Source organism: Yoonia sp. R2-816, assembly GCF_046762905.1.
Lineage (GTDB): Bacteria > Pseudomonadota > Alphaproteobacteria > Rhodobacterales > Rhodobacteraceae > Yoonia.
On record NZ_JBKQXN010000168.1, the window covers coordinates 1 to 25565 of the forward strand.

The 25565-nt window shown below is 58.4% G+C and carries 25 protein-coding genes; 12 read left to right on the forward strand and 13 right to left on the reverse strand.

Features of this window, described 5'->3' with window-relative positions:
* Positions 1–317: 317 nt before the first annotated feature.
* Positions 318–560 (reverse strand): hypothetical protein, encoded by a 243-nt coding sequence (locus tag ACFWW2_RS06350; protein ID WP_393927006.1) that lies wholly within the window; start codon positions 558–560, stop codon positions 318–320.
* Positions 561–732: 172 nt separating this feature from the next.
* A complete protein-coding gene (locus tag ACFWW2_RS06355) occupies positions 733–1881 on the reverse strand; it encodes a helix-turn-helix transcriptional regulator (protein WP_393927007.1) in 1149 nt (382 codons plus the stop codon).
* 386 nt (positions 1882–2267) lie between these two features.
* Here ACFWW2_RS06355 and ACFWW2_RS06360 point away from each other — a divergent pair, with 386 nt between their 5' ends.
* Together ACFWW2_RS06360 and ACFWW2_RS06365 are read left to right on the forward strand one after the other, a co-directional pair.
* Positions 2268–3026, forward strand: coding sequence for an SDR family NAD(P)-dependent oxidoreductase (locus ACFWW2_RS06360; protein WP_393927008.1), 759 nt, complete (start codon positions 2268–2270; stop codon positions 3024–3026).
* 21 nt (positions 3027–3047) lie between these two features.
* Entirely contained in the window at positions 3048–3401 is a 354-nt protein-coding gene (locus tag ACFWW2_RS06365; RefSeq protein WP_393927009.1) for a DUF1304 domain-containing protein, read from the forward strand.
* Here the strand turns inward: ACFWW2_RS06365 and ACFWW2_RS06370 are convergent.
* On the reverse strand, positions 3375–4280 hold the full coding sequence (locus ACFWW2_RS06370; RefSeq protein ID WP_393927011.1) for a YihY/virulence factor BrkB family protein: 906 nt from the start codon (positions 4278–4280) through the stop codon (positions 3375–3377). The genes ACFWW2_RS06365 and ACFWW2_RS06370 overlap by 27 nt on opposite strands.
* 193 nt (positions 4281–4473) lie before the next feature.
* On the opposite strand from ACFWW2_RS06370, the gene ACFWW2_RS06375 reads away from it, so the two are divergent.
* Positions 4474–5127 (forward strand): sugar transporter, encoded by a 654-nt coding sequence (locus ACFWW2_RS06375; RefSeq protein WP_393927073.1) that lies wholly within the window; start codon positions 4474–4476, stop codon positions 5125–5127.
* A gap of 12 nt (positions 5128–5139) precedes the next feature.
* Positions 5140–6771 (forward strand): alpha-D-glucose phosphate-specific phosphoglucomutase, encoded by a 1632-nt coding sequence (locus tag ACFWW2_RS06380; protein ID WP_393927012.1) that lies wholly within the window; start codon positions 5140–5142, stop codon positions 6769–6771.
* 59 nt (positions 6772–6830) lie between these two features.
* On the opposite strand, the gene ACFWW2_RS06385 is transcribed toward ACFWW2_RS06380, so the two are convergent.
* From ACFWW2_RS06385 to ACFWW2_RS06400, 4 genes are all read right to left on the reverse strand, one after another.
* Positions 6831–8141 (reverse strand): TRAP transporter large permease, encoded by a 1311-nt coding sequence (locus ACFWW2_RS06385; protein ID WP_393927013.1) that lies wholly within the window; start codon positions 8139–8141, stop codon positions 6831–6833.
* Entirely contained in the window at positions 8138–8677 is a 540-nt protein-coding gene (locus ACFWW2_RS06390) for a TRAP transporter small permease (protein ID WP_393927014.1), read from the reverse strand. The genes ACFWW2_RS06385 and ACFWW2_RS06390 overlap by 4 nt, the downstream gene beginning before the upstream one ends.
* Positions 8678–8732: 55 nt before the next feature.
* Positions 8733–9764, reverse strand: coding sequence for a TRAP transporter substrate-binding protein (locus ACFWW2_RS06395; protein ID WP_393927015.1), 1032 nt, complete (start codon positions 9762–9764; stop codon positions 8733–8735).
* 67 nt (positions 9765–9831) lie between these two features.
* On the reverse strand, positions 9832–10518 hold the full coding sequence (locus ACFWW2_RS06400) for a fumarylacetoacetate hydrolase family protein (protein WP_393927016.1): 687 nt from the start codon (positions 10516–10518) through the stop codon (positions 9832–9834).
* 115 nt (positions 10519–10633) lie between these two features.
* Here ACFWW2_RS06400 and ACFWW2_RS06405 point away from each other — a divergent pair, with 115 nt between their 5' ends.
* Genes ACFWW2_RS06405 through ACFWW2_RS06420 form a run of 4 tightly spaced genes read left to right on the forward strand, consistent with a single transcriptional unit; the run spans position 10634 to position 14516 of the window.
* Positions 10634–11263 carry a paraquat-inducible protein A gene (locus ACFWW2_RS06405; protein ID WP_393927017.1) on the forward strand — a complete coding sequence of 210 codons (630 nt, stop codon included), beginning with the start codon at positions 10634–10636 and terminating at the stop codon, positions 11261–11263.
* Positions 11233–11865, forward strand: a complete 633-nt coding sequence (locus ACFWW2_RS06410) for a paraquat-inducible protein A (protein ID WP_393927018.1) — start codon at positions 11233–11235, stop codon at positions 11863–11865. Before ACFWW2_RS06405 ends, ACFWW2_RS06410 begins: the two co-directional genes overlap by 31 nt.
* On the forward strand, positions 11862–13955 hold the full coding sequence (locus ACFWW2_RS06415; protein WP_393927019.1) for an intermembrane transport protein PqiB: 2094 nt from the start codon (positions 11862–11864) through the stop codon (positions 13953–13955). Before ACFWW2_RS06410 ends, ACFWW2_RS06415 begins: the two co-directional genes overlap by 4 nt.
* A 3-nt stretch (positions 13956–13958) precedes the next feature.
* A complete protein-coding gene (locus ACFWW2_RS06420) occupies positions 13959–14516 on the forward strand; it encodes a membrane integrity-associated transporter subunit PqiC (RefSeq protein ID WP_393927020.1) in 558 nt (185 codons plus the stop codon).
* Here the strand turns inward: ACFWW2_RS06420 and ACFWW2_RS06425 are convergent.
* Together ACFWW2_RS06425 and ACFWW2_RS06430 are read right to left on the reverse strand one after the other, a co-directional pair.
* Entirely contained in the window at positions 14505–15644 is a 1140-nt protein-coding gene (locus ACFWW2_RS06425; RefSeq protein ID WP_393927021.1) for a Gfo/Idh/MocA family protein, read from the reverse strand. The two genes, ACFWW2_RS06420 and ACFWW2_RS06425, sit on opposite strands and share 12 nt — an antisense overlap.
* A 2-nt stretch (positions 15645–15646) precedes the next feature.
* Positions 15647–16699, reverse strand: a complete 1053-nt coding sequence (locus ACFWW2_RS06430; RefSeq protein ID WP_393927022.1) for a sugar phosphate isomerase/epimerase family protein — start codon at positions 16697–16699, stop codon at positions 15647–15649.
* Between the two features lie 95 nt (positions 16700–16794).
* Between ACFWW2_RS06430 and ACFWW2_RS06435 the strand changes: the two genes are divergently transcribed.
* A complete protein-coding gene (locus ACFWW2_RS06435; protein WP_393927023.1) occupies positions 16795–17772 on the forward strand; it encodes a membrane dipeptidase in 978 nt (325 codons plus the stop codon).
* On the opposite strand, the gene ACFWW2_RS06440 is transcribed toward ACFWW2_RS06435, so the two are convergent.
* Together ACFWW2_RS06440 and ACFWW2_RS06445 are read right to left on the reverse strand one after the other, a co-directional pair.
* Positions 17764–20343 (reverse strand): HWE histidine kinase domain-containing protein, encoded by a 2580-nt coding sequence (locus ACFWW2_RS06440; protein WP_393927024.1) that lies wholly within the window; start codon positions 20341–20343, stop codon positions 17764–17766. The two genes, ACFWW2_RS06435 and ACFWW2_RS06440, sit on opposite strands and share 9 nt — an antisense overlap.
* Entirely contained in the window at positions 20318–20869 is a 552-nt protein-coding gene (locus ACFWW2_RS06445; protein ID WP_393927025.1) for a biliverdin-producing heme oxygenase, read from the reverse strand. Before ACFWW2_RS06445 ends, ACFWW2_RS06440 begins: the two co-directional genes overlap by 26 nt.
* 293 nt (positions 20870–21162) lie before the next feature.
* On the opposite strand from ACFWW2_RS06445, the gene ACFWW2_RS06450 reads away from it, so the two are divergent.
* From ACFWW2_RS06450 to ACFWW2_RS06460, 3 genes are read left to right on the forward strand one after another with little or no spacing between them, the layout of a single operon-like run.
* Complete coding sequence (locus ACFWW2_RS06450) at positions 21163–22149, forward strand: tripartite tricarboxylate transporter substrate binding protein (RefSeq protein ID WP_393927026.1); 987 nt, start codon at positions 21163–21165, stop codon at positions 22147–22149.
* Between the two features lie 60 nt (positions 22150–22209).
* On the forward strand, positions 22210–22698 hold the full coding sequence (locus tag ACFWW2_RS06455; protein WP_393927027.1) for a tripartite tricarboxylate transporter TctB family protein: 489 nt from the start codon (positions 22210–22212) through the stop codon (positions 22696–22698).
* A gap of 3 nt (positions 22699–22701) precedes the next feature.
* Entirely contained in the window at positions 22702–24219 is a 1518-nt protein-coding gene (locus tag ACFWW2_RS06460; protein ID WP_393927028.1) for a tripartite tricarboxylate transporter permease, read from the forward strand.
* 3 nt (positions 24220–24222) lie between these two features.
* Here the strand turns inward: ACFWW2_RS06460 and ACFWW2_RS06465 are convergent, their stop codons facing one another.
* Positions 24223–24351: a hypothetical protein gene (locus tag ACFWW2_RS06465; RefSeq protein ID WP_393927029.1), complete on the reverse strand. Its 129-nt coding sequence runs from the start codon at positions 24349–24351 to the stop codon at positions 24223–24225.
* A 1-nt stretch (position 24352) separates the two neighbouring features.
* The gene (locus ACFWW2_RS06470; RefSeq protein WP_393927030.1) at positions 24353–25534 is read right to left on the reverse strand and encodes a formate dehydrogenase subunit gamma; all 1182 of its coding nucleotides are present in this window, start codon (positions 25532–25534) and stop codon (positions 24353–24355) included.
* Positions 25535–25565: the final 31 nt, after the last annotated feature.

Consider the following 25565-nt stretch of genomic DNA (forward strand, 5'->3'; position numbering starts at 1 on the left):
TCAGATCCAACCGGCAGCACACTTTCCCCATAGACACCGCCAACCCCCGCGGCTTCCACCCTGAGAGATTTTTCAACGCGGGCCACCCTTACGGCCAAGCTGAGACCTCGCGCCATGGCCCGCATCAGAAAATCTTCATCATACATGCCTATTTCTGCACCGCAACGAATGACGGCTTTCCAAACGACCTCTCAAAACTTGATACCGTGGGTATGACCGCTTATGTCGAATACCCTATAACAAATTTACATATTAGGCTTTGTCATCCTCCACCGTCTGGGTCAGGATGACAAAGCGGCCATTGTAGAGTAACCCGTCTATCCGTTGAGTGTTGATTTAACTACGGTATTGTGCGCTGTTGCATTAAAGTGTTGCTGTGCATAGCCTCTCACAAGCTGCATATCTGCACTCATAGCCCCAATTAGTTTGGCTTCAACGGTACACCAAGCATAGTATTTGAATGCCCTGACTTCAGTCTCTCCATTTTCCGATATTTCAATGAGAACTACGTCTTCGGGTTTGTCAGGATAGTCGCGTTCTGGAAGTGCATCATCGGTCATCTAATGTCCTTTCTTAACAATTTTGAGGTTTGGTATTATCAGCTACCTTCGAAGTTTGTTGTTTCAATCTCCGTTAGAAAGTGGTGAGGCAACTATCTGCAAAAATATGGAGTCCAGCCTAGGTGCACATGATCCAAACGGATCACGGGCACATAAATTTCTTTGATTAACGTCAAGCGACTGGTGGCAATACGCGAAGTATCAGCCGTATCAGTTCAGTTCGGCTGCCAACTCCCGCCTTAGAGAGGACCGCGGACACCTGGTTTTTTGCCGTTGTGGGGGTTGTGTTGCGCCGCTCCGCAATCTCTGCAATGTTTGCACCATCAGCAATCCATCGACAGACATCCGTTTCTGCTTGAGTCAACCCGTAGAGTTCCGTGAATCGATCCAATCGAAGGTAAGGAATCTGTTCGGGATCAATGATCGTGACAAGCACCCCGTCTAGTCCCTGCTCCAACTCAGCCTTGCTGTCACTTAAAGGACTAATATCTAACAGTAGCGGTGTTAGACCTGACGGTCGGACTAACGAAACCAAGGACTCGTGTCGATTGGCCTGACCCTGCGCTGTGCAGCCGACGTCGAGGATGTGAGTTCGAATTTTGGAAGTTACATCAGGGTCAACAGTTACAATCCTACCATCACGAGCGAGCGCAACGCCGTCATTCTGTTCTAATATTCTCTCCGCCTCAGCATTCTTAACGATGACCTGCCCGTCTGGCAGCGCGATTACAATACCCGCCTGCACCTGATCCAGAGCTGAAAGCGCCGCCTTATATCGGGCTTTCAGAAGTGTGAATATACGGCCGATCTCTAGAGCTTTTGTTAGATGCGGAAGCAGAGCCCGCGATCTTTCACTCGCTGCAAGAGGAATTTCGAGTTCTTGCTGATCAAATCCGATACTCATGGCATCAAACCAAATGGTATCAGCGTTTAGGCGCACTCCAAGTCGGCGAGCGACACCTGTTCGCTTTCGCAGAAACGCGTAATCCTTGCGGGCATCAAGATTCTTGGCCGAAAGTCCGGTTTCCAAGTCTGCGATCGGTTGATGCGGACGCTGAGCTTTGAGAAAATCCCAGTCCTGATTTTGCATTCGTGACAGGCAAGCTCCGTAGTACCAGCCCGCTGGCGTACGAGAAAAATCCAGATAAACACTGGACATCATTGTTAGGTCTGTCGCTCCTGCTTTCTTACCACGGATCACCAGCGCTATAGCCCTGGCTTCAATGGCTCTTGCGGTTGCATCCAAAGCGCGCCGCCAACTTCCTGGGTTGACTGCTGTATCATAAATGAGTTCGAGCGCCTGATAACCTCTCGCATCCATATTATTCGCAAGCTCCAACGCAAGGCAGCTGATAGTGAATAGAACCTACCAGAAACGTGCGGATTTATAAGTCGTGAGTTCAGAAAAGGTTCTTTGCCTAGGGGTTATGGCCCCAGCGAAAACGATCACTATTGCCTCAATGCCTGAAAGCGGTCATTGGCGTCAACGCAACGAAGGTCTGGTTTGTCCGCTAAACTGACCTCCAAGGCAGAAAGGTGCGACGTCTGCGTCAGTAAGCCTTCACCGGACTAATTGATCAATTTCCACCACATGCGCAGCCTACGATGAAAGGCTTACAATCCTCCTGCCGACGTCAGGTCAGAACGCACCGCCCCTTGCCGATCCAGCCCGCCCCTGTAGCATCATCATCAACTGAGGAGGCTTTCATGGAACATGCAGGAAAACACGCGCTCGTCACCGGCGGCGGCACCGGGATCGGCAAGGGCATCGCCATCGCGCTGGCCGAGGCCGGGGCAGAGGTCACCATTACCGGTCGCAGGGCTGATAAGCTGGAAGAGGTCGCAGCCCAAAACCCGCGCCTGCACGCCCTCGTCATGGATGTGGCGGAAGAGGCATCGGTGCGCGATGGCTTTGCTCAGGCCGCCGCAGCCCGAGGCCCCGTGCAGATCTGCATCGCCAATGCGGGCATCGCCGAAGGCAAACCCTTTGGGGACACCACCCTCGCTGATTGGCGCCGCACCATGTCCACCAATCTCGACGGTGTGTTTCTGACGCTGCAAGCGGCGCTGGCCACGTTGGGACCAGAGGACACTGGCCGCATGATCGTTATCAGCTCCATCGCGGGGGTCCGGGGCCTGAAAAACGCCATTCCCTATACCGCCAGCAAACACGCCGTTATCGGGCTGATCCATGGGCTGTCAGAGGAATACATGAAGCGCCCCATCACCTTTAACGCGCTCTGCCCGGGCTATGTGGACACCGATATCGTGCGCAACCAGCTCCCCGGCCTGATGAAACGGTTCGGCGTCGATGAACAAGGCGCGATCGATGCGATTGCCAAGGGCAACCGCAGCCGCAAGCTGCTCGCGGTTGATGAAACCACCTCAGCGCTGATGTGGCTGTGTTCTGACGGGGCGCGGAGTTTCAACGGACAAACAGTCGAAATTTCCGGCGGTCAGGTCTGACCCCACAAAAGGAGATGCACCATGATTGCCACGATCCTCATTCTACTCGTTGCGTTGATCCATGCCTATTTCCTGGTGCTCGAGATGTTCCGGTGGGAGGCCCCGCGCACCCGCAAGGTTTTCGGGACAACACCGGAATTTGCCGCCGAAAGCCGGGTGTTGGCCGCCAATCAGGGGCTCTATAACGGCTTTTTATCGGCAGGGTTGATCTATGGTCTTTGGCTGGGTCAAGCTGGCGCGCCGCTGATCAATTTTGTGCTGGTCTGTGTGGTTATCGCGGGCATCTACGGCGCGATAACGGCGACAACGGCTGCTTTTGTGGCCCAGACCATCCCCGCTGCATTGGCGCTAGGCGCTCTCTGGCTCGGGCTCTGACACGGTATCCTTGCCTTCATCCAGAAACGACGTATCCCCCTTTTCCGGGGGCACGTCATAGCCATGCACCTGCACATTCAGCGCAGCACCCAGCAGGATCAGATAGGCGCTGACATAAAGCCACAAGAGCAGACCGATCACCGCCCCGATTGATCCGTAAACCTCATTATAACTGGCAAAGTTGGTCAGGTAGTAAGACAGCCCGACAGACGCCGCGACCCACAGCACTACGACCACAAACGCCCCGACAGTAAACCAGCGCCCGCGGCTGCCAATGCGGGCGGGGCCAAAGCGATACAGCAAGCTGAGCGCCAGCAACAGCACGCCCAGCGCAATCAGCCAGCGCGCGGCCTCCAACAACCATGCGGTTGACGCCGCCAGCGGCAGGAACGCCAAGACGATCGGCAGGACGATCACCACGACCATCGCGACCAGCCCAAGGGCGACCAGTGCGACCGTCAGCATGAAAGCAACAGCCATCTGCCAGATACCATTGCGCATTCGCTGCCCCGCGATGGCGTTCAGCCCGCCAATCAATGCACCGACGCCCGCCCGACAGGACCAAAGTGCCAGCGTAATCGACACCAGCGTGGCCCATCCCAACGTTTCAGGTCTGGCGGTAATCAGACCGTTTACCTGTGCCGCCAGCAGGCTGAAGGCGTCAGGCGGGATGATCCCCTCCATCAACAACAATTGTTCGGAAATCGCGACTGGATCGGCCACAAGCCCAAAAATCGCAATCAGGGCGGCAATCCCCGGAAAGATGCCAAACATCCCGAAAAACGCCACACCTGCCGCGATCAGGCCGATATGCTTGTCGCTGGCCGTATTCCAGACAGCAACCAGAATGCGCCATATCTTTAGGCTGAATTGTATCACGCCGTCCCCTCAGGTTTTCATGGCTCAAGCGGTTAGATAGAGCAGTGTCGCACCAGATGCCACTTTTCGGGGCATTTGAGGTCACAGTGTCGGCAGGAATCGTCACTGTGCGTGAAAAATAGGTCGCCCAATGGCTGACTTCGCGTTAACCTCGGGCAAAACAGGGCAAAGCCCGAAACTGGCAGGCAAGATTTTGAATACGTTAACTGAACACGTCAACTCGTTGGCGGAGCATCTGTTTGAGCGTCAAGCGCCACGCACGCTGGTCGCTGTGACCGGGGCCCCGGGCTCGGGCAAATCCACATTGGCGACTGAACTGGCGCGCCGCCTGAATGTCAGCAAACGCCAGACGGTCGTGGTGCCCATGGACGGGTTTCATTTGGACAATGCCGTGCTGGAGGCCCGCGATCTGCGCCCCCGCAAAGGCGCGCCCGAAACCTTTGACGCACCCGGTTTCATCCGGCTGGTCCGAGCGTTGAAATCCGGGGAAGAGGTTTTCGCCCCCATCTTCGACCGCACCCGCGACATCGCCATCGGCGGGGCCATCGCCGTGCCGCCAGAGGCCGAATTCGTGATCGTCGAAGGCAACTACCTGATGTTTGATGAAACCCCGTGGTCGGAACTGGCCCCGCTTTGGGACGTCACCGCGCGTCTTGACGTGCCCATGCCGGAACTGCGCGCGCGGTTGATCCACCGCTGGCTCAGCCTGAACCATTCGCGCGCCGTGGCCACCCGCCGGGCCGAAGGCAATGACATCCCCAACGCCCAGCGCGTTGTCGATCACGCCCTGCCCTGCGACTTTACATTTGACGGCCAACCCCATCCTGCGCCAAACCTGCCCGCATAATCTGCGAGGCATTTGATGATCCATACCGTTCAGACCGCCCCGATTACGGGCCAGAAGGCAGGCACATCCGGGCTGCGCCGTCAGACCCGCGATTTCATGGGGCCCCATTTTCTGGAAAACTATGTCCAGTCCATCCTGAACGGGATCGGCGGGGCCAACGGCAAGACTTTTGTGATCGGCGGCGACGGGCGATACTTCAACGCCGAGGCTATTCAGGTAATCCTGCGGATGGCCGCCGCGAATGGGGCCAATGCGGTGATCGTCGGACAAAACGGGCTGCTGTCCACCCCCGCTGCCTCGCACCTGATCCGGCTGAACGGCACCGATGGCGGTTTCATCCTGTCGGCCAGCCATAACCCCGGCGGGATTGATGCTGACTTTGGCCTGAAATTCAACATGTCCAACGGCGGCCCCGCGACCGAGGCGGTGACGGATGCGATCTTTGCGCAGACCCAAAGCCTGCAATCCTATCAGATGTTGGATGCGCAGGATGTGGACCTCGCCACACTTGGTGAGACGCAATTGGGCGATATGAAAGTGACTGTCGTCGATCCTGTCACCGATTATGCGGCTCTGATGCAGACGCTGTTTGATTTCGATGCGATCCGTAGCTTGTTCGCAGGTGGCTTCCGCATGGTGTTCGACGCGATGCACGCCGTGACCGGCCCTTATGCCAAAGCAGTGTTGCAGGATCTGCTGGGCGCGCCAGAGGGCACCGTCATCAACGGCACCCCCCTGCCCGATTTCAACGGCGGTCACCCGGACCCCAACCCGATCTGGGCGCATGAGTTGATGGGCATCATGACCGGCCCCGACGCCCCCGATTTCGGCGCGGCAAGCGACGGCGACGGCGACCGGAACATGATCGTCGGGCGCGGCGCCTACGTGACACCCTCTGACAGCCTCGCCTTGATCGCGGCACACGCGCATCTGGCCCCCGGTTATGCGGACGGTCTGGCCGGTGTGGCGCGCTCCATGCCGACCTCTGCCGCAGTCGATAGGGTGGCGGCTGCCAAGGGCATCGCCTGTTTCGAAACGCCGACCGGCTGGAAATTCTTCGGCAGCCTTCTGGACGCGGGCAAGGTCAGCCTGTGCGGCGAAGAGAGCGCTGGCACCGGATCAGACCATGTGCGCGAAAAGGATGGGCTCTGGGCCGTGCTGATGTGGCTCAACATCATCGCGGCCACCGGGAAGTCGGTGTCGGACCTTATGGCCAATCACTGGCAAACCTATGGCCGCAATTACTATTCACGCCATGATTACGAGGCGGTCGATAGCGATATCGCCAACACACTGGTCGCGGATTTCCGCGCGAAACTGCCAGAATTGACCGGAAAAACCTTTGCCGGGCTGACCGTCGCCCAGGCTGACGAATTCGCATATGACGACCCGGTCGATGGCAGCCATACCGCCGGTCAGGGGATCAGGGTCATGTTCGAAAGCGGCGCACGGGTTGTTTTGCGGCTCTCTGGGACCGGCACCCAAGGGGCTACGATCCGCGTCTATCTGGAGCGGCTGGAAACGGATCCCGACCTGCTGCAGCAAGAGGCCGAGGACGCGCTGGCGGATGTGATCAAAGCCGCTGGCCTGATCACCGAAATCAGCACGCGCACCGGGCGCACAAGCCCCGACGTCAAAACTTGAGCCGCCAGAATTTTGAAAAAATTCTGGTCAATTTTCTTCGATAAGAAAATTGCCGGTGCTCAGATCAGGATCAGCGTGATCACCGGAAACAGCATCAGGATCACGACCCGCACGATATCTGAGCCCACAAAAAACAACACGGATTTGTAGGTCGCCACCATGGGCGTTTCCTTGTCCATATTGTTGATAATGAACAGGTTCATCCCCACCGGCGGGGTGATCAACCCAACCTCGACCACGATCAACACCAGAATGCCGAACCAGATCGCGACCTCTTCGGTGGTCATCCCAAAATCCAGTGTCTGGATCACCGGCCAGAAAATCGGGATTGTCAGCAGGATCATCGACAGGCTGTCCATCAGACAGCCCAGTACCAGATAGAAGATCAGGATCATGACCATTACGGTCCACGGGCTAAACCCCTGCGCCGTGACCCAGCCTGATAATTCTTGTGGCACCTGTGTGAGCGCCAGAAACCCGTTATAGAACCCCGCACCCAGCACGATGAAAAAGATCATGCCGGTGCCTGTGGCCGTTTGCAGAATACTGTCGCGGAATACAGCCCAGTTCAGCGACCGTGAAAACAGCGCGATCAACCCGGTCCCCATCGCGCCAACAGCCGCCCCTTCGGTCGGGGTGAACCAGCCGTTATAAATACCGCCCACGACCAGACCAAACACGATCAACACCGGCCAGACCGCCAGCAGCGCCTTGAACCGCTGGCCATAGGGCAGCCGCGGGTGCGTGCCTGCCTGATCGGGAAAAAGCCGCACATAGATCGCGATGGTCAGCATGTAACCAAGTGCGGCCAGAATACCGGGAATGAAGGCCGCGGCGAACAGCTTGGCGATATTCTGTTCGGTCAGGATCGCATAGATCACAAGGATCACCGATGGCGGGATCAGAATGCCCAGCGTGCCACCGGCAGCCAGTGTCGCCGTCGAAAACCCGCCGGAATAGCCGTATTTCTTCAACTCCGGCAGGGCGACCCGGCTCATCGTGGCGGCGGTGGCCAAAGAAGATCCGCAAATCGCGCCGAACCCTGCACAGGCACCGACAGCCGCCATCGCCATACCGCCCTTGCGATGACCCAGCCAAGCCTCTGCCGCCTTGAACAGCGCCCGCGACATGCCAGAAAGGGTGGCGAACTGGCCCATCAGCAAAAACATCGGAATGATCGACAGGCTGTAGCTGGAAAAGGTCGAATAAACCTCTGACTTCAGCTTGGCCATGAAAACGACCGTCGTATCGGTCGCCAGCCAGATACCACCAATCCCGCAGATCAGCATTGCCAGTCCAATGGGCGCGCGCAAGAAAATCAGACCCAGAAGAACCGGAAACGACAGATAGCCAAGGGCAAGATCGCTCATCCCTTGCGCGCCCAGGTCAGGCGCAGGACCGCGCAATAGATGCTGACGATACTCGCGGTGATCGCGGCGGCAAAACTGGCGGCATAGGCCCACCAGATCGGAAACTGGATCAGGTAAGTTGTTTCACCGTAACGGATTTTGTCCTGCATGCCGACAAACAGCCGCCAGGTGATCAGGATGATGGCAGCGGCCATCACAACGCTCCAGAACGTGGCAAGCGTATTGTTGGCCCGCGTCCCCATCCCATTGGTAAAGATGTCCACCGTAGCATGAGAGCCCGTCAGCTGGGTCAGCGGCAGAAACGCAAAAATGGCAAAGGCGATCCCCGCCTCGACCAGTTCAAAATCACCCGTCACCGGCCCGACACCCACATCCAGGAGCCATCGCCCGACAGCGCCCAGAAAGCCGGTATGCGACAGCGCATTCGCCTCGCGCCCCAACACACTGGCACAGACCACCAATACCAGCAGGCACAGCACGATGCCGCCTAAAAGCGCCATCAGACGGGCCAGCCGTTCGATCAATGAATGCAGCACGCGGGTCTCCGGACACAATACGGCCCCCGGCATCTATCCGGGGGCCGCGATTGGTTTAGTTGCTGGCGCTATGTTTGGCAATCAGCGCGGTAGCGGCCTCGTAAAGGCCGGTACCATCAATACCGGCGGCATCAGCCTCAGCGATCCAATTGTCGATGGTGGGTTGGGCTGCCTCTTTCCACGCGGCGACCTGCTCATCGTTCAGCGTGATGATGTTGTTGCCCGCGCCCACGGCCAATTCACGGCCTGGTGCGTCATATTCCTGCATCGTCCGGCCCGCAAAGGCCGAAAATTCCAGACCGGAATTGGCATCAATCACCGCCTTCAGATCATCGGGCATCCCGTCATAGGCGGCATTGTTCATCGCAAAGATAAAGGCCGTCGTATAAAGCGCCTCACCCGGAAATTCCGTGTGGTTGTTGACCAGCTCCTGCACTTTCAGGGCCGGGACAACCTCCCACGGGATCACGGCGCCGTCGATCACGCCTTTTGACAGCGATTCAGGCACGGCAGGCACGGGCATGCCCACGGATGTGGCACCCAGTCCGGTAAACAGCGTCGTGGTAGTGCGTGTCGGCGCGCGCAGTTTCAGACCGTTCAGGTCGGCCACATCTGTGATCGGGCGGCTGGTATGCATCACACCCGGGCCATGCACCCACAAACCCAGCGGCTTGAAGGCAGCAAATTCGGTGTCCATCATCCGCTCTTCGGCCAGTTCCCAATAGGCCCGGCTGGTCGCCTCGGCATCAGGTGAGATGAAGGGCAGTTCGAACACTTCGACCTGCGGGAAACGGCCGGGGGTGTAACCTGCCACGGTCCAGATGATGTCGGCCACCCCATCAATGGCCTGGTCAATCAGCTGTGGCGGCGTGCCGCCCAGTTGCATCGCTGGAAACCGGTCGATCTTGATGCGGCCATCGCTGTCGGCCTCAACCTTATCGGCCCAGACATCCAGAATATGCGCAGGGACGTTGGCCTGTGCCGGCAGGAATTGATGCAGGCGCAGTGTGACCTCTTGCGCGGCGGCGCTGGTGCCCAGCAAGGCAGCCGTCATCAGGCCGAGCATGGCGCGGCGTGTCGTTTTCATGGTGATCCTCCCTCGATCATGAACTGCCGCGATAGTGGGACGAAGCGCACAGCAGGTGCAAGTCACTTTAGACAATAGTCGTCTCGACAGGGTCCAGATCGCCGATTGTGCCATAAAGTCGGTCACCCGGCACAACAGGCCCGACACCCGCAGGTGTGCCCGTCATGATCAGATCGCCGGGGCCCAGCGTGTAAAGCGTGGACAGATCAGCGATGATTTCGGGAACGGACCAGACCATGTCGGACAGATGCGCCTCTTGCGTGACCAGATCGTTGACCGTCAATTGAACACGCAGACCACCCAACGGGCCCACATCCGATTTCGGCGTGATCGGCGCAATGATGGCCGCATTTTCGAAATCCTTGCCCGTGTCCCATGGCCTGCGCTTTTCCTTGGCCTGCGCCTGCAGGTCACGGCGGGTCATATCCAGCCCGCAGGCATAGCCCAGCACCGCCTCCATGGCATCATCCTGGGACACCTCACGCGCCACAGCCCCGATGGCGACAACCAGTTCCATCTCATGATGCAGGTCGGACGTGCGCGGCGGATAGGGCATCTGCTGTCCTGACAGCAGCACCGCATGGGCCGATTTCGTGAAATAGAACGGGGCCTCGCGATCCACCTCGTGCCCCATTTCGGCGGCATGGGCGGCATAGTTGCGGCCCACACAAAAAATGCGCGCAACGGGAAATCCGTCACGCCCTTTGACAGGGATGACAGGCGTCGGGCGCGGCGGGAAAATGGTGTTGGTCATGCGCGCTCTCTCATTGTTGAGTTGTCGGATGGCGGGCGATGGCATATCTATGGTCAACCCGGGTATACTGCGGGCAAATAACAGGCAAACCCTTTTGGATTGCAAGGATATTCACGTGCCCGACGCGTTACCGCCACTGGACGATCTGGTCGCTTGCCCGCAATGCGACACGCTGCATCAGGCAACCGATCTGCCTGACAATGCACGCGCCTATTGCCAGCGCTGCGGGATTGTTCTGATGACGTCGCAACCGGCTGCCATTGCGCGTATCCTAAGCCTCGCGCTGACCGCCTTCATCATGATGATCGCCGCAATAAGCTTCCCATTTCTGACGCTGGATGCGGGCGGGCTGCACAATGCAACATCGGTGATCGACGCAGTTCTGGCCTTTGACGAAGGGCTGGCGATCCCGCTCGCGATTGCGGTGGCGTTTTTCATCATGGGAATCCCGCTGATCCGGCTCGGCGCGTTGATTTATGCGCTTGGGCCGCTGGTGCGCGAACAGCCCATAAGGGTTGGCGCGCGCAAGGCCTTCGGACTGGCCGAGACATTGCGCCCCTGGAGCATGGCCGAGATTTTCATCGTCGGTGTGACCGTGGCGCTGATCAAGGTGGCCGGCATGGCTGCCGTGACAATCGGCCCGGCCTTCTGGGCATTTGCGGGTGTGGTGGTTATCACCGTTCTCAAAGATCAACTGATTTGCAGGTATTCAATTTGGGAAGCGCTGGAACAGAAGGCGGGCTGATCACCGCCCGCGACGCCGGTCTGGTCGCCTGCCAGCGCTGCGGGCAGGTCCATGCCCAAGATGCGCTTTATTGCAAACGCTGCGATGGGCGGTTGCAAAGCCGGGACACCGAAAGCCTACAACGGGTCTGGGCGTGGCTGTTTGCCGGGATGATTGCGTATATCCCGGCCAATATCTATCCGATGCTGCTGACCTCGACCCTGGTTGAACGCAGCGAAAGCACGATCATCGGCGGGGTTGTCGAGTTGGTCGAGTATGGCTCAATCGGCATAGCTATCATCGTTTTTGTCGCATCGGTCGTCATTCCGATCGGGAAATTCCTGGCGATCGGCTATCTGGCGATCAGCGTCCAACGCGGATCGCAGGACAATCAGCATCAACGCCACAAGGCTTATGAAGTGGTTGAATTCATTGGGCGCTGGTCAATGATTGACGTGTTTGTCGTTGCAATCCTGTCGGCATTGGTGCAACTCAACACGATTGCCACAATCAATCCGGGCATTGCCGCCGTCAGCTTTGCTCTTTCGGTCATTTTCACCATGCTGTCGGCACAAAGCTTTGATTCCCGCATGATCTGGGACGTAAACAGGACCGAAGAATGACTGATGCCCCAGCCCCACGGCCTGCCCCGCTTGACGTGCGGCCTGTCAAACAGCCGATGTGGAAACGGCTGTCGCTGGTCTGGCTGGTCCCGATAGCGGCCTTGTCGATATCGCTTTGGGCCGCTTGGCAGAATTATCAGGATCGCGGCACGCTGATCACCATCAGCTTTGAAAACGCATCCGGGATTACAGCCGGTGAAACGGTGATCAAGTATCGCGACGTGACCGTGGGCGAAGTGGAAGATGTCGAATTCGCCGATGGCCTGACTGACGTGCTGGTTCATGCGCGCATCGACAAAACCGTCGCCCCCTATCTGGATGACGACGCGGTGTTCTGGGTGGTCCGCCCGGATGTGTCGGTGCGCGGGATCACGGGGTTGGAGACTGTGCTGTCCGGCGTCTATATCGAAGGCAATTGGGACACTGATCCCGATGTGGCCCAATACGAATTCGTCGGCAATGAAGAGGCGATCCTGACCCGGGCCGGCCAGCGCGGCACATCCGTGGTATTGCGTACCGGCGATGGCGGGTCGATCACGGCGGGCGCACCTGTCCTGCACAAGGGCTTGCAGGTGGGTTATCTGGAACAGCCTGAACTGTCCTTTGACGGCAATCAGGTCGTCGTCTCGGCCTTTATAGAAAGCCCATATGACAGGCGCATTACCTCCAGCACGCGGTTCTGGGATACATCGGGGTTCAGCGTGTCCTTTGGGGCCGGTGGCGTATCGCTCGATGTCAGTTCTATCGCCTCGCTGATCGAAGGCGGCATCGCCTTTGACACGGTTGTCTCCGGCGGTCAGGCGATCCGCGACGGGCAGACATTTGACATATACCCTGACGAACAATCGGCCCGCGACAGCCTGTTTACAGACCCCAACGCCGCATCACTTCAGGTTGCGGTCCTGTTTGAACAATCGGTGACAGGGCTGACCAAGGGATCAGAAGTACGGTTTCAGGGCATCCAGATCGGTGAAGTTGACCAGTTGAACGCCATCGTTGTCGGCGAAGGCGCGAGCGCGCAGGTTCGGCTTCAGGCAGTGCTCGACATCCAGCCATCGCGTCTGGGGATGAGCCCAGAGTCGACCCCAGAGGATGCGCTGGCGCTCCTGTCCGATTTTGTGGCCCGCGGTTTGCGCGCCCGGATGGTGACAGGCAATATCCTGTCCGGCACGCTGGTCGTCGAATTGGTCCAGATCGAGGATGCACTGCCAGCCATCGTCACCCAGGCCTCTGGCCAGTACCCGGTTATTCCCACGACCGACTCTCAAATCTCTGACGTGGCGGCAACGGCAGAAGGCGTGCTGCAACGCATCAACGACCTGCCGGTTGAGGAGTTGATGCAAGGTGCCATCGACATGATGGACAGTATTGAGCGTGTCGCCAATGACGAAAGCACGCGCGCCGCACCGGCATCGCTGGTTGCGCTGCTCGATGAAGCGCGCGCGCTTGTGGCGTCCGATGATGTGCAGGCCGTGCCCGGAGATCTGCGCAAGGTGATCAATGATATCGACGCCATCGTCACCAGCACCGCAGAGGCTGACATCGTTGCAGACCTAGATGCGGCCATTCAGACCACGGCTGCCGCCGCAGCCAATATCGAACTGGCCACCGAAAACCTGCCAGAGCTGATCACGCAGATCGAGGCACTGACAGCCAAGGCCAACGCGCTGGCCATCGAAGATCTTGTGGAAACAGCGACCGATACGCTGGCCTCCATCGACCGGCTGGTCGGTAGCGAGGATGCAGCCGCGCTGCCCGCATCGCTGAACGGGGCGCTGGACGAAATGCGCGGCTTTCTGGAAGAGGTCCGCGAAGGCGGGGCCATTGAAAACGTCAACGCAGCACTGGCATCGGCAAATGAGGCTGCGCAGGCAATTGAACAATCGGTCAGCGGCCTGCCCGCCTTGTCCGAGCGTGCCAACCAACTGGTGGCCGAAACCCGCGCTGTCGTGAACAGCTATAGCGAACGGTCGCGGTTCAGCGCCGAGACGCTGGCGACATTGCGCGATATCCAGACGGCGGCGGACGCCGTATCGGCGCTTGCCCGCGCGATCCAGCGCAACCCCAATTCATTGCTCACAGGACGGTAGCCCATGTTGAAACGCTTGATGATCGTTGCCGCCCTTGGCCTTGCTGCTTGCGCACCGCCGCCGGAACGGCTGGCGATGGCGCCGCTGACGTCTGATCTGGAACTGCGTCCGCTGGTCGGCAGCGTCATGGTGCGCCCTGTGACCTTGCCGACTTATGCCGCGCTGGAAGAAATCGCATTTGAAACACCGAACGGCCTGATCGCCAGCAATGCCGATATCCTGTGGGCCGATGATCAGCAGCGCGCCGTCACGCTGACAGTCACCCGCAATCTGGCGGATATCCTGAACACCAACGTAGTTCCTGAACCATGGCCTTTTGTCGGCCTGCCAGATGTCGCCGTGGACGTGCAGGTTGAACGGATACTCGCCGGGGCGGACGGGAATTTTCAACTGACCGGGCAGTTCTATGTGGGCGGCGACGGCATTGATTTCCGCAACAGCAGTCAGGCCTTCGCCATTGCCAAACCCATGGCTGATCAAAGCCTTGGCAGCATCGCCACGGCCCAGGCCGCAGCATTGCTGGATTTGTCGGAACAGATCGCCCGGACGCTAGGACGCTAGTTTCACCCAAGCCCCGTCGCGCTTGGACGACCGCACACAAGCATCGACAAACTGCATCCCCGCCATGCCGTCCGCGATCCCGGGATAGGTGACATCGGCAGGCACATCTTGGCCACTGCGGCGCGCCTCAATCGCGTCCGCCGCCTCGCGATAAATCGTGGCGAAACCTTCCAGATACCCTTCAGGATGGCCCGCCGGAATGCGGGTCACGCGTTCGGCCGCATCCAGTGCGCCCTTACCGCCACGTGTCAGCAGGCGCTTTGGCTCACCATATGGCGTGAACCACAGCTGATTGGGGTTTTCCTGCCGCCATTCGATCCCGCCCTTGTCGCCATAGACCCGCAAGCCCAGACCGTTTTCATTGCCGGGGGCGACCTGTGAACACCACAGCATCCCCCGCGCGCCGCCCTTGTAGCGCAGCATCACATGGGCGTTGTCATCCAACTGACGACCCGAGACAAAAGACTGCAGATCAGCACAGAGGCTTTCGACCTCCAGCCCGGTCACAAACCCGGCAAGGTTAAAGGCATGGGTACCAATATCCCCCGTCGACCCACCAGCACCTGACCGGGCCGGGTCCACGCGCCATGCGGCCTGCTTGAAATCCTCCGGCTCGGTCAGCCAATCCTGCGCATATTCCACCTGCACCACGCGGATCGTGCCCAGATCGCCATTGGCCACCATCTGACGGGCCTGCCGCATCATCGGATAGCCGGTGTAATTATGGGTCAGGACGAACAGCGCCTTGCTGTCTTCCACAGCCTTGGCCATCTTGCGCGCATCCGCCATAGTCGATGTCAGCGGCTTGTCGCAAATAACATGAATGTCGCGTTTCAGAAATTCGCGAGCGGCGACGTAATGGACATGGTTCGGGGTCACAATCGCCACCGCCTCGATCCCGTCTTTCAACCGCGCCTCGCGGATCGCCATCGATTTGAAATCATCATAGGTGCGCGCCGGGTCCAGCCCCAGCGCCTGCCCCGAGGCTTGCGCCTTTTCCGAGGTCGATGACAGCGCACCGGCCACCAGTTGAAACCGGCCGTCAATCCGCGATGCGATCCGGTGAACCGCACCGATAAACGCGTCATTGCCACCGCCCACCATGCCAAGTCGAATAGGTCGCGTCATGTTCAGATCCCCAGCATCTTGCGGTTGGTTGCGTCATCGACATCGCCACCAGCGAAGTCATCAAATGCACGTTCGGTCACCCGAATGATGTGATCCTTGACGAATTGCGCGCCCTCCCGCGCGCCGTCCTCAGGGTGCTTCAGGCAGCATTCCCATTCGACCACGGCCCAACCACTGAAATCATTGGCTGCCATCTTGGAAAAGATTGCCGCGAAATCAACCTGCCCGTCGCCCAGCGACCGGAACCGCCCCGCCCGGTTGACCCATGACTGATAACCGCCATAGACACCCTGCCGCCCGGTCGGATTGAATTCGGCATCCTTGACGTGGAACATCTTGATCCTGTCTTTATAGATGTCGATATTGTCCAGATAATCAAGGCATTGCAGGACGTAGTGGGACGGATCGTAAAGCATGTTGCAGCGGGCGTGCCCATTCAGACGTTCCAGAAACATCTCGAACGTCACGCCGTCATGCAGGTCCTCACCGGGGTGAATTTCATAGCAGACGTCCACCCCGAAATCCTCTGCATGATCCAGAATAGGACGCCAACGGGACGCAAGTTCATCAAATGCCGCTTCGACCAGACCGGCCGGGCGCTGCGGCCACGGGTAGATGTAAGGCCATGCCAGGGCGCCTGAGAAGGTCGCCATTTCAGTCAGGCCCATGTTCTGTGATGCGGTCAGTGCCAGCTTGACCTGATCCACCGCCCAGGCCTGTCGGGCTGCGGGGTCCCCTTGAACCTCAGGTGCCGCAAAGCCATCAAAGGCGGTATCATAGGCCGGGTTTACGGCAACCAGTTGCCCTTGCAGATGCGTTGATAACTCGGTGACTGTAATGCCGTTCTCTGCCGCCTGACCTTTGAGTTCATCGCAATAATCCTGCGACGATGCGGCCTTTTGCAAATCAAACAACCGGCCATCCCAACTGGGCACCTGCACCCCTTTGTAACCGCAATCGGCGGCCCATTTCGTGATGGCATCCCACGAGTTGAAAGGTGCCTCATCGCCAGCGAACTGCGCCAGAAACAGCGCCGGCCCTTTGATGGTTTTCATGCTGTGTCCTCCCGTTGTGATGGAATTTCTATAACGATTTAGGGCTTTGCGCCAGCCCGTTTGACGACCCCCGCAAAATCTGCGCATCGTGGCCCATGCTGATCGACAACCTGCAATATGCCAATTGGTCCGAAACCATCTTTCGCCAGATGCGCGCAGGCGGTGTCGATGCCGTTCACGCCACAATCGCCTATCACGAGAATTTCCGCGAAACCGTGCTGAATATTGAAAAGTGGAACCGGGATTTCGAACGGTTCCCTGATCTGATCATGCAGGCCCGCAGTGCGGCGGATGTTGACACAGCCAAGGCCACAGGGCGAACGGCCATCATATTCGGAGCACAAAACCCCAGCCCGATTGAAGATGACATCGGGCTGGTGGAAATCCTGCACACGCTTGGTCTGCGTTTTATGCAGCTCAGCTACAACAACCAGTCACTGCTTGCGACCGGCTGTTATGAGGCCGACGACCCCGGCATCACCCGCATGGGCCGTCAGGTCATCGCGGAAATGAACCGGGTGGGAATGGTCGTGGATATGAGCCACAGCGCGGATCGCTCCACGATAGAAGCCGCCGAGATTTCGACGCGGCCCATCGCAATTACCCACGCCAACCCGCATGTCTGGCACCCGGCCTTGCGCAACAAACGCGATGATGTGATCCGGGCGGTGACCGAAAACGGCGGCATGTTCGGCTTTTCGATTTACCCGCACCATTTACGTGGCGGTCCCGACTGCACGCTGCAAGATTTCTGCGAGATGATCGCCCGAGCAGCCGAAAAATTCGGCACGGCACATCTCGGGCTGGGCACCGATCTGTGTCAGGATCAGCCGGACAGCGTGGTGGAATGGATGCGTGTCGGGCGGTGGACCAAGCAGATCGACTATGGCGAAGGATCCGCGAACAATCCCGGCTTTCCACCCATGCCCGACTGGTTCAAGGACAATCGGGATTTCGGCAATATCGCGGCCGGTCTGCGCGCCACGGGCATGGATGAAGCCGAGGTGGCCGGTATCATGGGCGGCAACTGGTATCGGTTCTATCGTGACAGTTTTGGGCCAGCGTCAGTTTGAGTCTGTGGCAATAGCCTTGCGCAACTCGGCCTCATCATATGGTTTGGTGAGGATCGGAATATCTGCATATTTTTCCGCCATATCAGGGACCTTGCCGTAACCGCTCGCAAAGACAAACGGCACCTCCTTCTCCAGCAGCTTGTCAGCAACGGGAAACGACGTTTCTGCACCCAGGTTGATATCGAGTACCACGAAATCAAAATCGGCCTGTGTCAACGCCTCCAACGCCTCTGCAACGCCAGGAACGATGATCGTCTCTTCTACACCAATCCGTTGTAGCAGGGTTTCCGCATCCAAACCGATGATGATGTTGTCTTCGACAATAAGGACGCGGTCGGGTGGTGCCGATAATGTGGTTTGCTCTGGCGAAGCGGGTGCAACGACATCATCCTCGTCCGTCACAAAGCTGTCGACCGTGTTGGCTGGCAATACAAAGCTGGCCTCGACCCCCGTCAGTGTAAAGCGCAGATCGGCTTCGCCTTTCAACTCGAACGGGATCGACCGTTCGATAATCGTCGTCCCAAACCCGCGCCGTTCCGGCGCACTGACGGCTGGTCCGCCGGTTTCAACCCATGTCAGGGCCAGCCCGTCATCGGACGTCTGCGCAAGATTGATCGCGACCTTGCCGTGCTCTGCTGCCAACGCCCCGTATTTGACCGAGTTGGTCATCATCTCATGCACGACAAGGGCCATGGTTGTATGCGCATTGGGCACCAGCATCACATCCGGACCGGTGATTGTCAGCCGATCCATTCGGTCATTCAGATAGGCCGCCGCCTCCGTCTCGATCAACGCGCGCAGTGACGCGGGTTGCCATTTTTCGCGGGTGATCTGATCGTGCGCCATGGCAAGCGCATGGATGCGCCCACCGATCACTTTCGTGAAAGAACTGACATCGTTATGGCCTGCCCCGCTCTGGCTGACGACGCCCTTGATGAGGTTCAGGATATTGCGCACCCGGTGGTTCAGTTCTGCAATCAGCAGTTCCTGCTTTTCCTGGGCCTTTGCGCGTTCCTGCAGATTAGCATCAGCCATGCGCAACACGACCTCCATCAACGTGACGCGCAGCGCCTCTGCCGATCTGATTTGCGCAGGCGTCCATTCGGCACAATGGTTGCGCACGGTTTCCTGCCAGGCCTCAAAGCTTTTGCGCGGCGTCAGCCGGGGACCAAACTTGCCCTGCACCAGATTCTTGACGGGTTTGCCAGCCCACACGACGGATTTCGCGATTTCACGGCGAAACAGCACGATAAAATCACGCGGCGCACGGGACACCGGCAGAACGAGCATACCAGCCGCCTTGTTGACATAGGCCAGCGCGTCCGAAAAATGATCGCTCAGGCACTGGGTTGCGTAGACCTTGCCTGCAGCCGTTGTGTTCAAGAACGGCATCAGTTCCAGAAACGCCTCCTTGCCCGGCGTTTCGCCGGTGCTTTGATAGGTGCCGTCAATCCAACCGACAGCCCCGTCATGCGGGATCACGTCCTGAATGGTGCTGACGATGGTGGCGAAGTTATTGGCGACAGAGGTATCGCCGGCCAATTGCACCATGATCTGGTCATGCAGCATTTGCGACCGGATCATATCCTGCCGCTCGATATCGGATTGCAACTGATCCAGCGTGTAGGAAAACAGCAGCCCAAAAAGCTCGGCCGCAGATCGCACAGCGTAGGAATGCACTCTTGGCGTCCGGTGATGGCAGGCAATCAGCCCCCACAATTCACCGCGCACCACGATTGAGATCGACATAGACGCGCCGACCCCCATATTGCGCAGATATTCCAAGTGAATGGGCGAAACCGCACGCGTGCTACTCAGGCTCAGATCCAGTGGTGCGCCCTCGGGGTTGAGCGTCGGGGCGATCTCAACCCCTGTGTCACCAACATCGGCAATGACGCGCAAGGGATTGCGAATGAAAAGCTTTCTGACCTGTTGGGGGATGTCCGATGCGGGATAGGCCAAACCCAGATAGGCCTCCATTCCCGGTTCCTTCACCTCGGCGATAACCTTGCCACTGCCATTTGGGGAAAACTGATAGACCATGACCCGGTCCATTCCGGTCAGCATCTTCACCTGCCGGGCAGCCATCTGGCACAGTTGCGCCATCGTCGTGCATTGCGACATCCGGGCAATCATCGGGCGTACATAGCCGCCCAGATCGACCTCCTCGCCATTGGCACTATGCTCGAACTCCAGCACCAGATTACGCCCGGACCGGTGCATCGCAATGTCGCAAACCGGACCATCCCGGGCCGTCTGGATCGCAAACAACCGATCAACCATATCGTCAGATGCCACCAGCCGCAGTCGCGACTGAATGGCGTCAATGGTCTGTTCGGTCAGGACATCCCGGATCGGGCAACCGATCACATTCTTTGCCGGCAGCCCAAGCATGCGGCACAGATTGCCGGATGCATGATTAATCATCCAATCCTCGGTCACGGACATCAACGCGCCAAAGGATTGGATCCTGCCGGGGATATGGACCGGTTCACGGTCACAATTGTTAATGCCAAGCGTCGCCTCATCGACCGCCGGATGATTGTCAGGCGGCATTGGCACGGTCTCCATTCTTTGCGGCCACCAGACTGTCGTAAAACAGTCCAAAGGTGCGGTCTGCATCCGCAGCAAGCAGTTTCAGATCATTCGCCGGATCGGTCAGCGCCTCGATATCGTGGAGGAACCGTAGCCAACCCGCTTTCAGTTCATCGCAGGACAGATAGGCCCCAGCAGCCCGGACCTGCGGATCCCGCGACAAGGACCAGCGCCGTCGCAGTATTCGTTTGCCGAAATGCGAACCACAAACAACGTACGCTACGCCAAGCGGGTGAATGGGGTCACGCAGTCCGATCATTGGCCGGGGTAACCCCGGCACATCCATGACATCCAGATCCTGGTTCAGCGTTGTCAGAACGCGGCGCAAGATGGAACTAACCCAATTATCCGCCGGCAGGGCGGGCAAAAGCGCACGATAGGCCAGCTGATGGGTGCGCAGAAAGGTGATGTATGATGCGCGATGGGCCAGCGACAAGGTACTGACGGCCTGATCAACACGCTGGTGCGCCGCGGCCGTGTGCTGTTTGAGTTTTGTTCGCATCGGTCCTTCCTGTCGCCGTAACGGGCATTTGGTGGTCAGAAACACGTTGCGCGCACCGCGCCACCGTCAGCACTTTGTTCAAGCGCGATCGAGACACGGATTCACAGTCACTCACCCACGCAAGAAGGATCGGGCGAAGTGGTTAACAATTTGTTTACGAATACTCAGAGTACACCAAATACAACCATAGCGCGATCCCGCAAAACAAGGGGAAATGGCATTGCGTCAATGGGCCGAATAGGGAACACTCTGCCAAAGCGGCAAAGTTCGCTTTGTACTCTGGGAGGATTTTTATGAGACCAATATCAATGACACGCCGGGCCATCCTTGCCGCGGCGGCGGCGACGCTTTCGTTTGGATCGATGGCACAGGCTGACGGGCATCAGGTTGTCGACAGCATCCACTTTCTGATCCCCGGTGGCGCAGGTGGCGGCTGGGACGGCACCGCACGCGGCACGGGCGAGGCGCTGACAAATTCCGGACTGGTCGGACAGACCAGCTATGAAAACATGTCTGGCGGGGGTGGCGGTAAGGCCATCGGCTATCTGATCGAAAACGCCGAAAGCAATCACGGCACGCTCATGGTCAACTCGACCCCGATCGTGATCCGGTCGCTGACGGGTGTATTTCCGCAGAATTTCCGGGACTTGACACTGGTCGCCGGCACCATCGGCGACTATGCGACCATCGTTGTGGGCAAGGACAGCCCGATCAACTCGATGGATGACTTCATCGCGGCCTATAAAGCGGATTCCAGTGGCACCGCAATCGGTGGTGGCTCCGTCCCCGGCGGCATGGATCACCTTGTCGCCGCCATGGTGATGAAGGCGGCAGGCGAAGATCCGACAGCGGTGAAATATATTCCCTATGATGCCGGTGGCGATGCTATGGCGGCGCTGCTGTCCGGGGAAATCACGGCGCTCAGCACCGGCTTTTCCGAAGCCATCGACCTAGCAAATGCTGGAGAAGTGAAAATCATCGGCGTCACAGCGCCTGAGAGGGTGGCAACCTTTCCCGATGCCCAGACCATGAAAGAACAGGGCATCGATACCGAGTTTGTCAACTGGCGTGGCTTCTTTGCGGCGCCCGGCCTGCCAGAGGACAAGCTGGCCATGTATCAGGACGCGCTGGCCAAGATGTATGACACCGCCGAATGGGAAGAGGTCCGCGCCCGGAACGGTTGGGTCAACATCCACAATAACGGCGACGACTTCCTGAGCTTCCTTGAAAATCAGGAACAGGTCATGGGTGATCTGATGCGCGAACTGGGCTTCCTCTAAAGCCAAAACACCTGTCTGGCGGGATCGCTCGCCAGACAATCCGAATACCGGGGGGACAAGATGGCACTCGACCGCTGGATCGCATTGATCCTGTTATTGATCTGTATGGCCTATGCCTACACCGCGTTTTTCACTATGGACGCCTCGCTCGCCCCATTCATGCGGAATACACCGATCTGGCCATCAACCTTTCCCAAGGTGCTGTCAGTCATGGCAATGATCGCCTGCGTGATCATTCTACTGGGTTTTGAGGAAAGCCTGAGCGGTCCAAAGGACGGCGACATCGATTATCGACGCCTGACGGACTACAAGCTGGGACAGGCCGTGATCCTTTTGGGTCTGATGGTCGCCTATGCCCTGCTTCTGCGACCCTTCGGATTTTTGGGGTCAACCTTCGGCTTTATCATCGCTGGCTCGATGATCCTTGGCGAACGACGCCTGCATATCCTGATCCCTGTCGCCCTGATCGCAGCGGGCAGCATCTGGTATCTGGTGCAAGAGGTGCTTGGCATCTTCCTGCGCCCCCTGCCCTTCTTCATGGGGGTCTAGGACATGCTCGAAGGCTTGATGATTGGGCTGGAAACGGCTTTTTCTGTTAAAAACATTTTGATGGTTATCGGTGGCTGCCTGATCGGGACGTTCATCGGCATGTTGCCCGGTCTGGGGCCGATGTCGATCATCGCCATTATGATCCCCGTTGCAATTTCCATTGGTGACGCCTCGGCGGCGTTGATCCTGCTGGCCGGTGTCTATTACGGGGCGATCTTTGGGGGATCGACATCGTCGATCCTGATCAATGCGCCCGGCGTGGCGTCGACCGTTGCAACCAGTTTCGATGGCTACCCGCTGGCCCGGCAAGGCAAGGCGGGCAAGGCATTAACTGTCGCTGCGATATCGTCGTTCATCGGTGGCACAGTCGGGGCCATTTTGCTGATGATCTTTGCGCCAGCGCTTGCCTCTGTCGCCTTGCTTTTCCATTCCGCCGAGTATTTCGCCCTGATGGTTGTCGGCCTGTCGGCCATCGCCGCCTTTGCCGGCAGCGGCCAGATTGGCAAGGCAATCCTGATGACGGTCCTTGGCCTGATGCTGGCCACGGTCGGCGAAGGGGCGCTGTTCAACATGCCACGCTTCACGATGGGGCTGATGGACCTGCAATCGGGTCTTGGATTCATCACGCTCGCCATGGCGATGTTCGCCCTGCCCGAGGCGATTTATCTGGTGCTGGACCCAAGCCGGTCCAACACCGAAAGCGGCAACAACGAAATCAAGGACCTGCGGATCACAAAGGCAGAGGCGCGCAGCATCGCACCTGTCATCGGGCGGCAATCTATCCAGGGTTTCCTGATCGGGGTCCTGCCCGGTGCCGGGGCAACGATTGCATCGTTCCTGGGCTACGCCGTCGAACGCAACATCGCCTCGAAGGAAGATCAGGAACAATTCGGCAAGGGCAGCCTGAAAGGCCTTGCCGCCCCCGAAAGCGCCAATAACGCCGCATGCACCGGTTCCTTTGTACCGCTGCTCACACTTGGCATTCCCGGTTCGGGCACCACGGCCATCCTGCTTGGTGCGCTCATCGCTCTCAATGTCTCGCCCGGTCCGCGCCTGATGATTGATGAGCCGCAGATTTTCTGGGCTGTCATCATCTCCATGTATCTGGGTAACCTGGTCCTGTTGGTGCTGAACCTGCCGCTGATCCCTTACATCGCCAAGATCCTTGCCGTGCCGCGCACCTTCCTGATCCCATTCATTCTGTTTTTCACGCTGATGGGGGCCTATATCGGGCAGAACAACGCGACCGAGTTGCTGATCCTGGTCGGCCTGGGGGTCTGTGCGACGATCCTGCGCTTCGCCGATTATCCGCTGGCGCCGCTGCTGATAGGCTTCATCCTTGGACCGATGCTGGAAAACAACTTCTCACGGTCGATGCAGCTTTATGACGGGGTCAGCTTCATCTACGAGCGGCCGATGACCATGGGGCTCTTGATCTTTGCGGCCATCCTGATTCTGCTGCCCAGCTACCGGGCACGACGCGCACGGTTGCGGGCAGAAGGCGTGGCGGATGGCGATTAAGGCTTAATCCAGCCGCACATTCTGTTCCGACACGGCAGCCTGTTCGGCTGAGAAGTCGAGCCAGTTCAGAATCTGATTGGACCCAACCGTGATCACCACGAGGGCGACAAGCGATATCAGGAATGCACGCATGTCAGGCGCTCCCCTCTTTGCGTTCGGCAGCCACAACCTCATCCACCCAGAGGCTGTGATGCTCGCGTGCCCATTGTTCCTCGACCTCGCCTGATCCCATGGCGTCGAACGCGCCTTCCATCCCCACAGAGCCGATATAGATATGTGCAAAGATGATGGCCATCAGCACAAAGCTGACGACAGCGTGCCACAGCTGGGCATATTGCATTTCTTCATGTGGAGCGAGGTCGGTGGGCAGCGCCTCCATCCCCAATAATCCCGGCAGACCAATCGCATTGATCTTTGAAAATGTGGCGGCAAACATGTTCAGTTCGAACGGGAACAGCAGTGCCAGCCCGGACGCCGAGATGGATCCGCCCAGCAAGATGACCGACCAGAAAATCAGTTTCTGCCCGGCGTTGAATTTTTTAGCCGGCGGATGCCCCCCGCCAAAAAGGCCACCACCCTTGAGCAGCCATTTGATATCTGTCCGATCCGGCAGGTTATGAACCACCCACATCACGAAAATGATCACCAGAGCGAGCATGAAAGCCCAGGAAATGTTGTTGTGAACCCATTTGCTGAACTCGGCGATTGTTGAAAACGCGTCATGGCCAAAGGCCGGGATCAGCACCTTGCGCCCAAAGAGTGAAATCAGGCCGGTGATCCCCAGAATGATAAATGATGTGGCCAGCAACCAGTGGCCGAACCGTTCGAACGCCTTGAACCGCGTGATCGTCCGCCCTGTCCTTTCACCATCAATGCGCACCCTGCCCCGAAGCAGGTAAAACAGGGCGAGCGTAATCAGGGTGCCGCCCAGCAGCCATGCGCCATATTGCAGCAATGGCCCTTCGCGGAACTGCCACCACCAGACACCGCGATCCTGGATCAATGTCGTCACCGCAGGCCCCCGCGCCTGTGTCGTGATGTCGGCACTGTCATAGCGATAGGCCCGCCACAGATCAGCATCAGATGCACCGCCGCGCGTGCCAAGCTGTTCGCTCGTCGGCGCCGCCGCGTCAGGATCACCGGTCACCGAACTGCGGAATTCGTCATCAATCGCCAGACCTTCCTGCCTGCGCAGAATATCCTCAAGCGTTTGCGCACCGCCGGTTTCAGCGCGCGGATCAGGGGTTGCCTCTTGCGCTGCGGCAGCGGTCATCAGGCTGCATAGCAGGGCGAATATGGCAATCAGACGTAGCATTGGCGCAGTCCTTGCTGTCGATAAGGTTCAA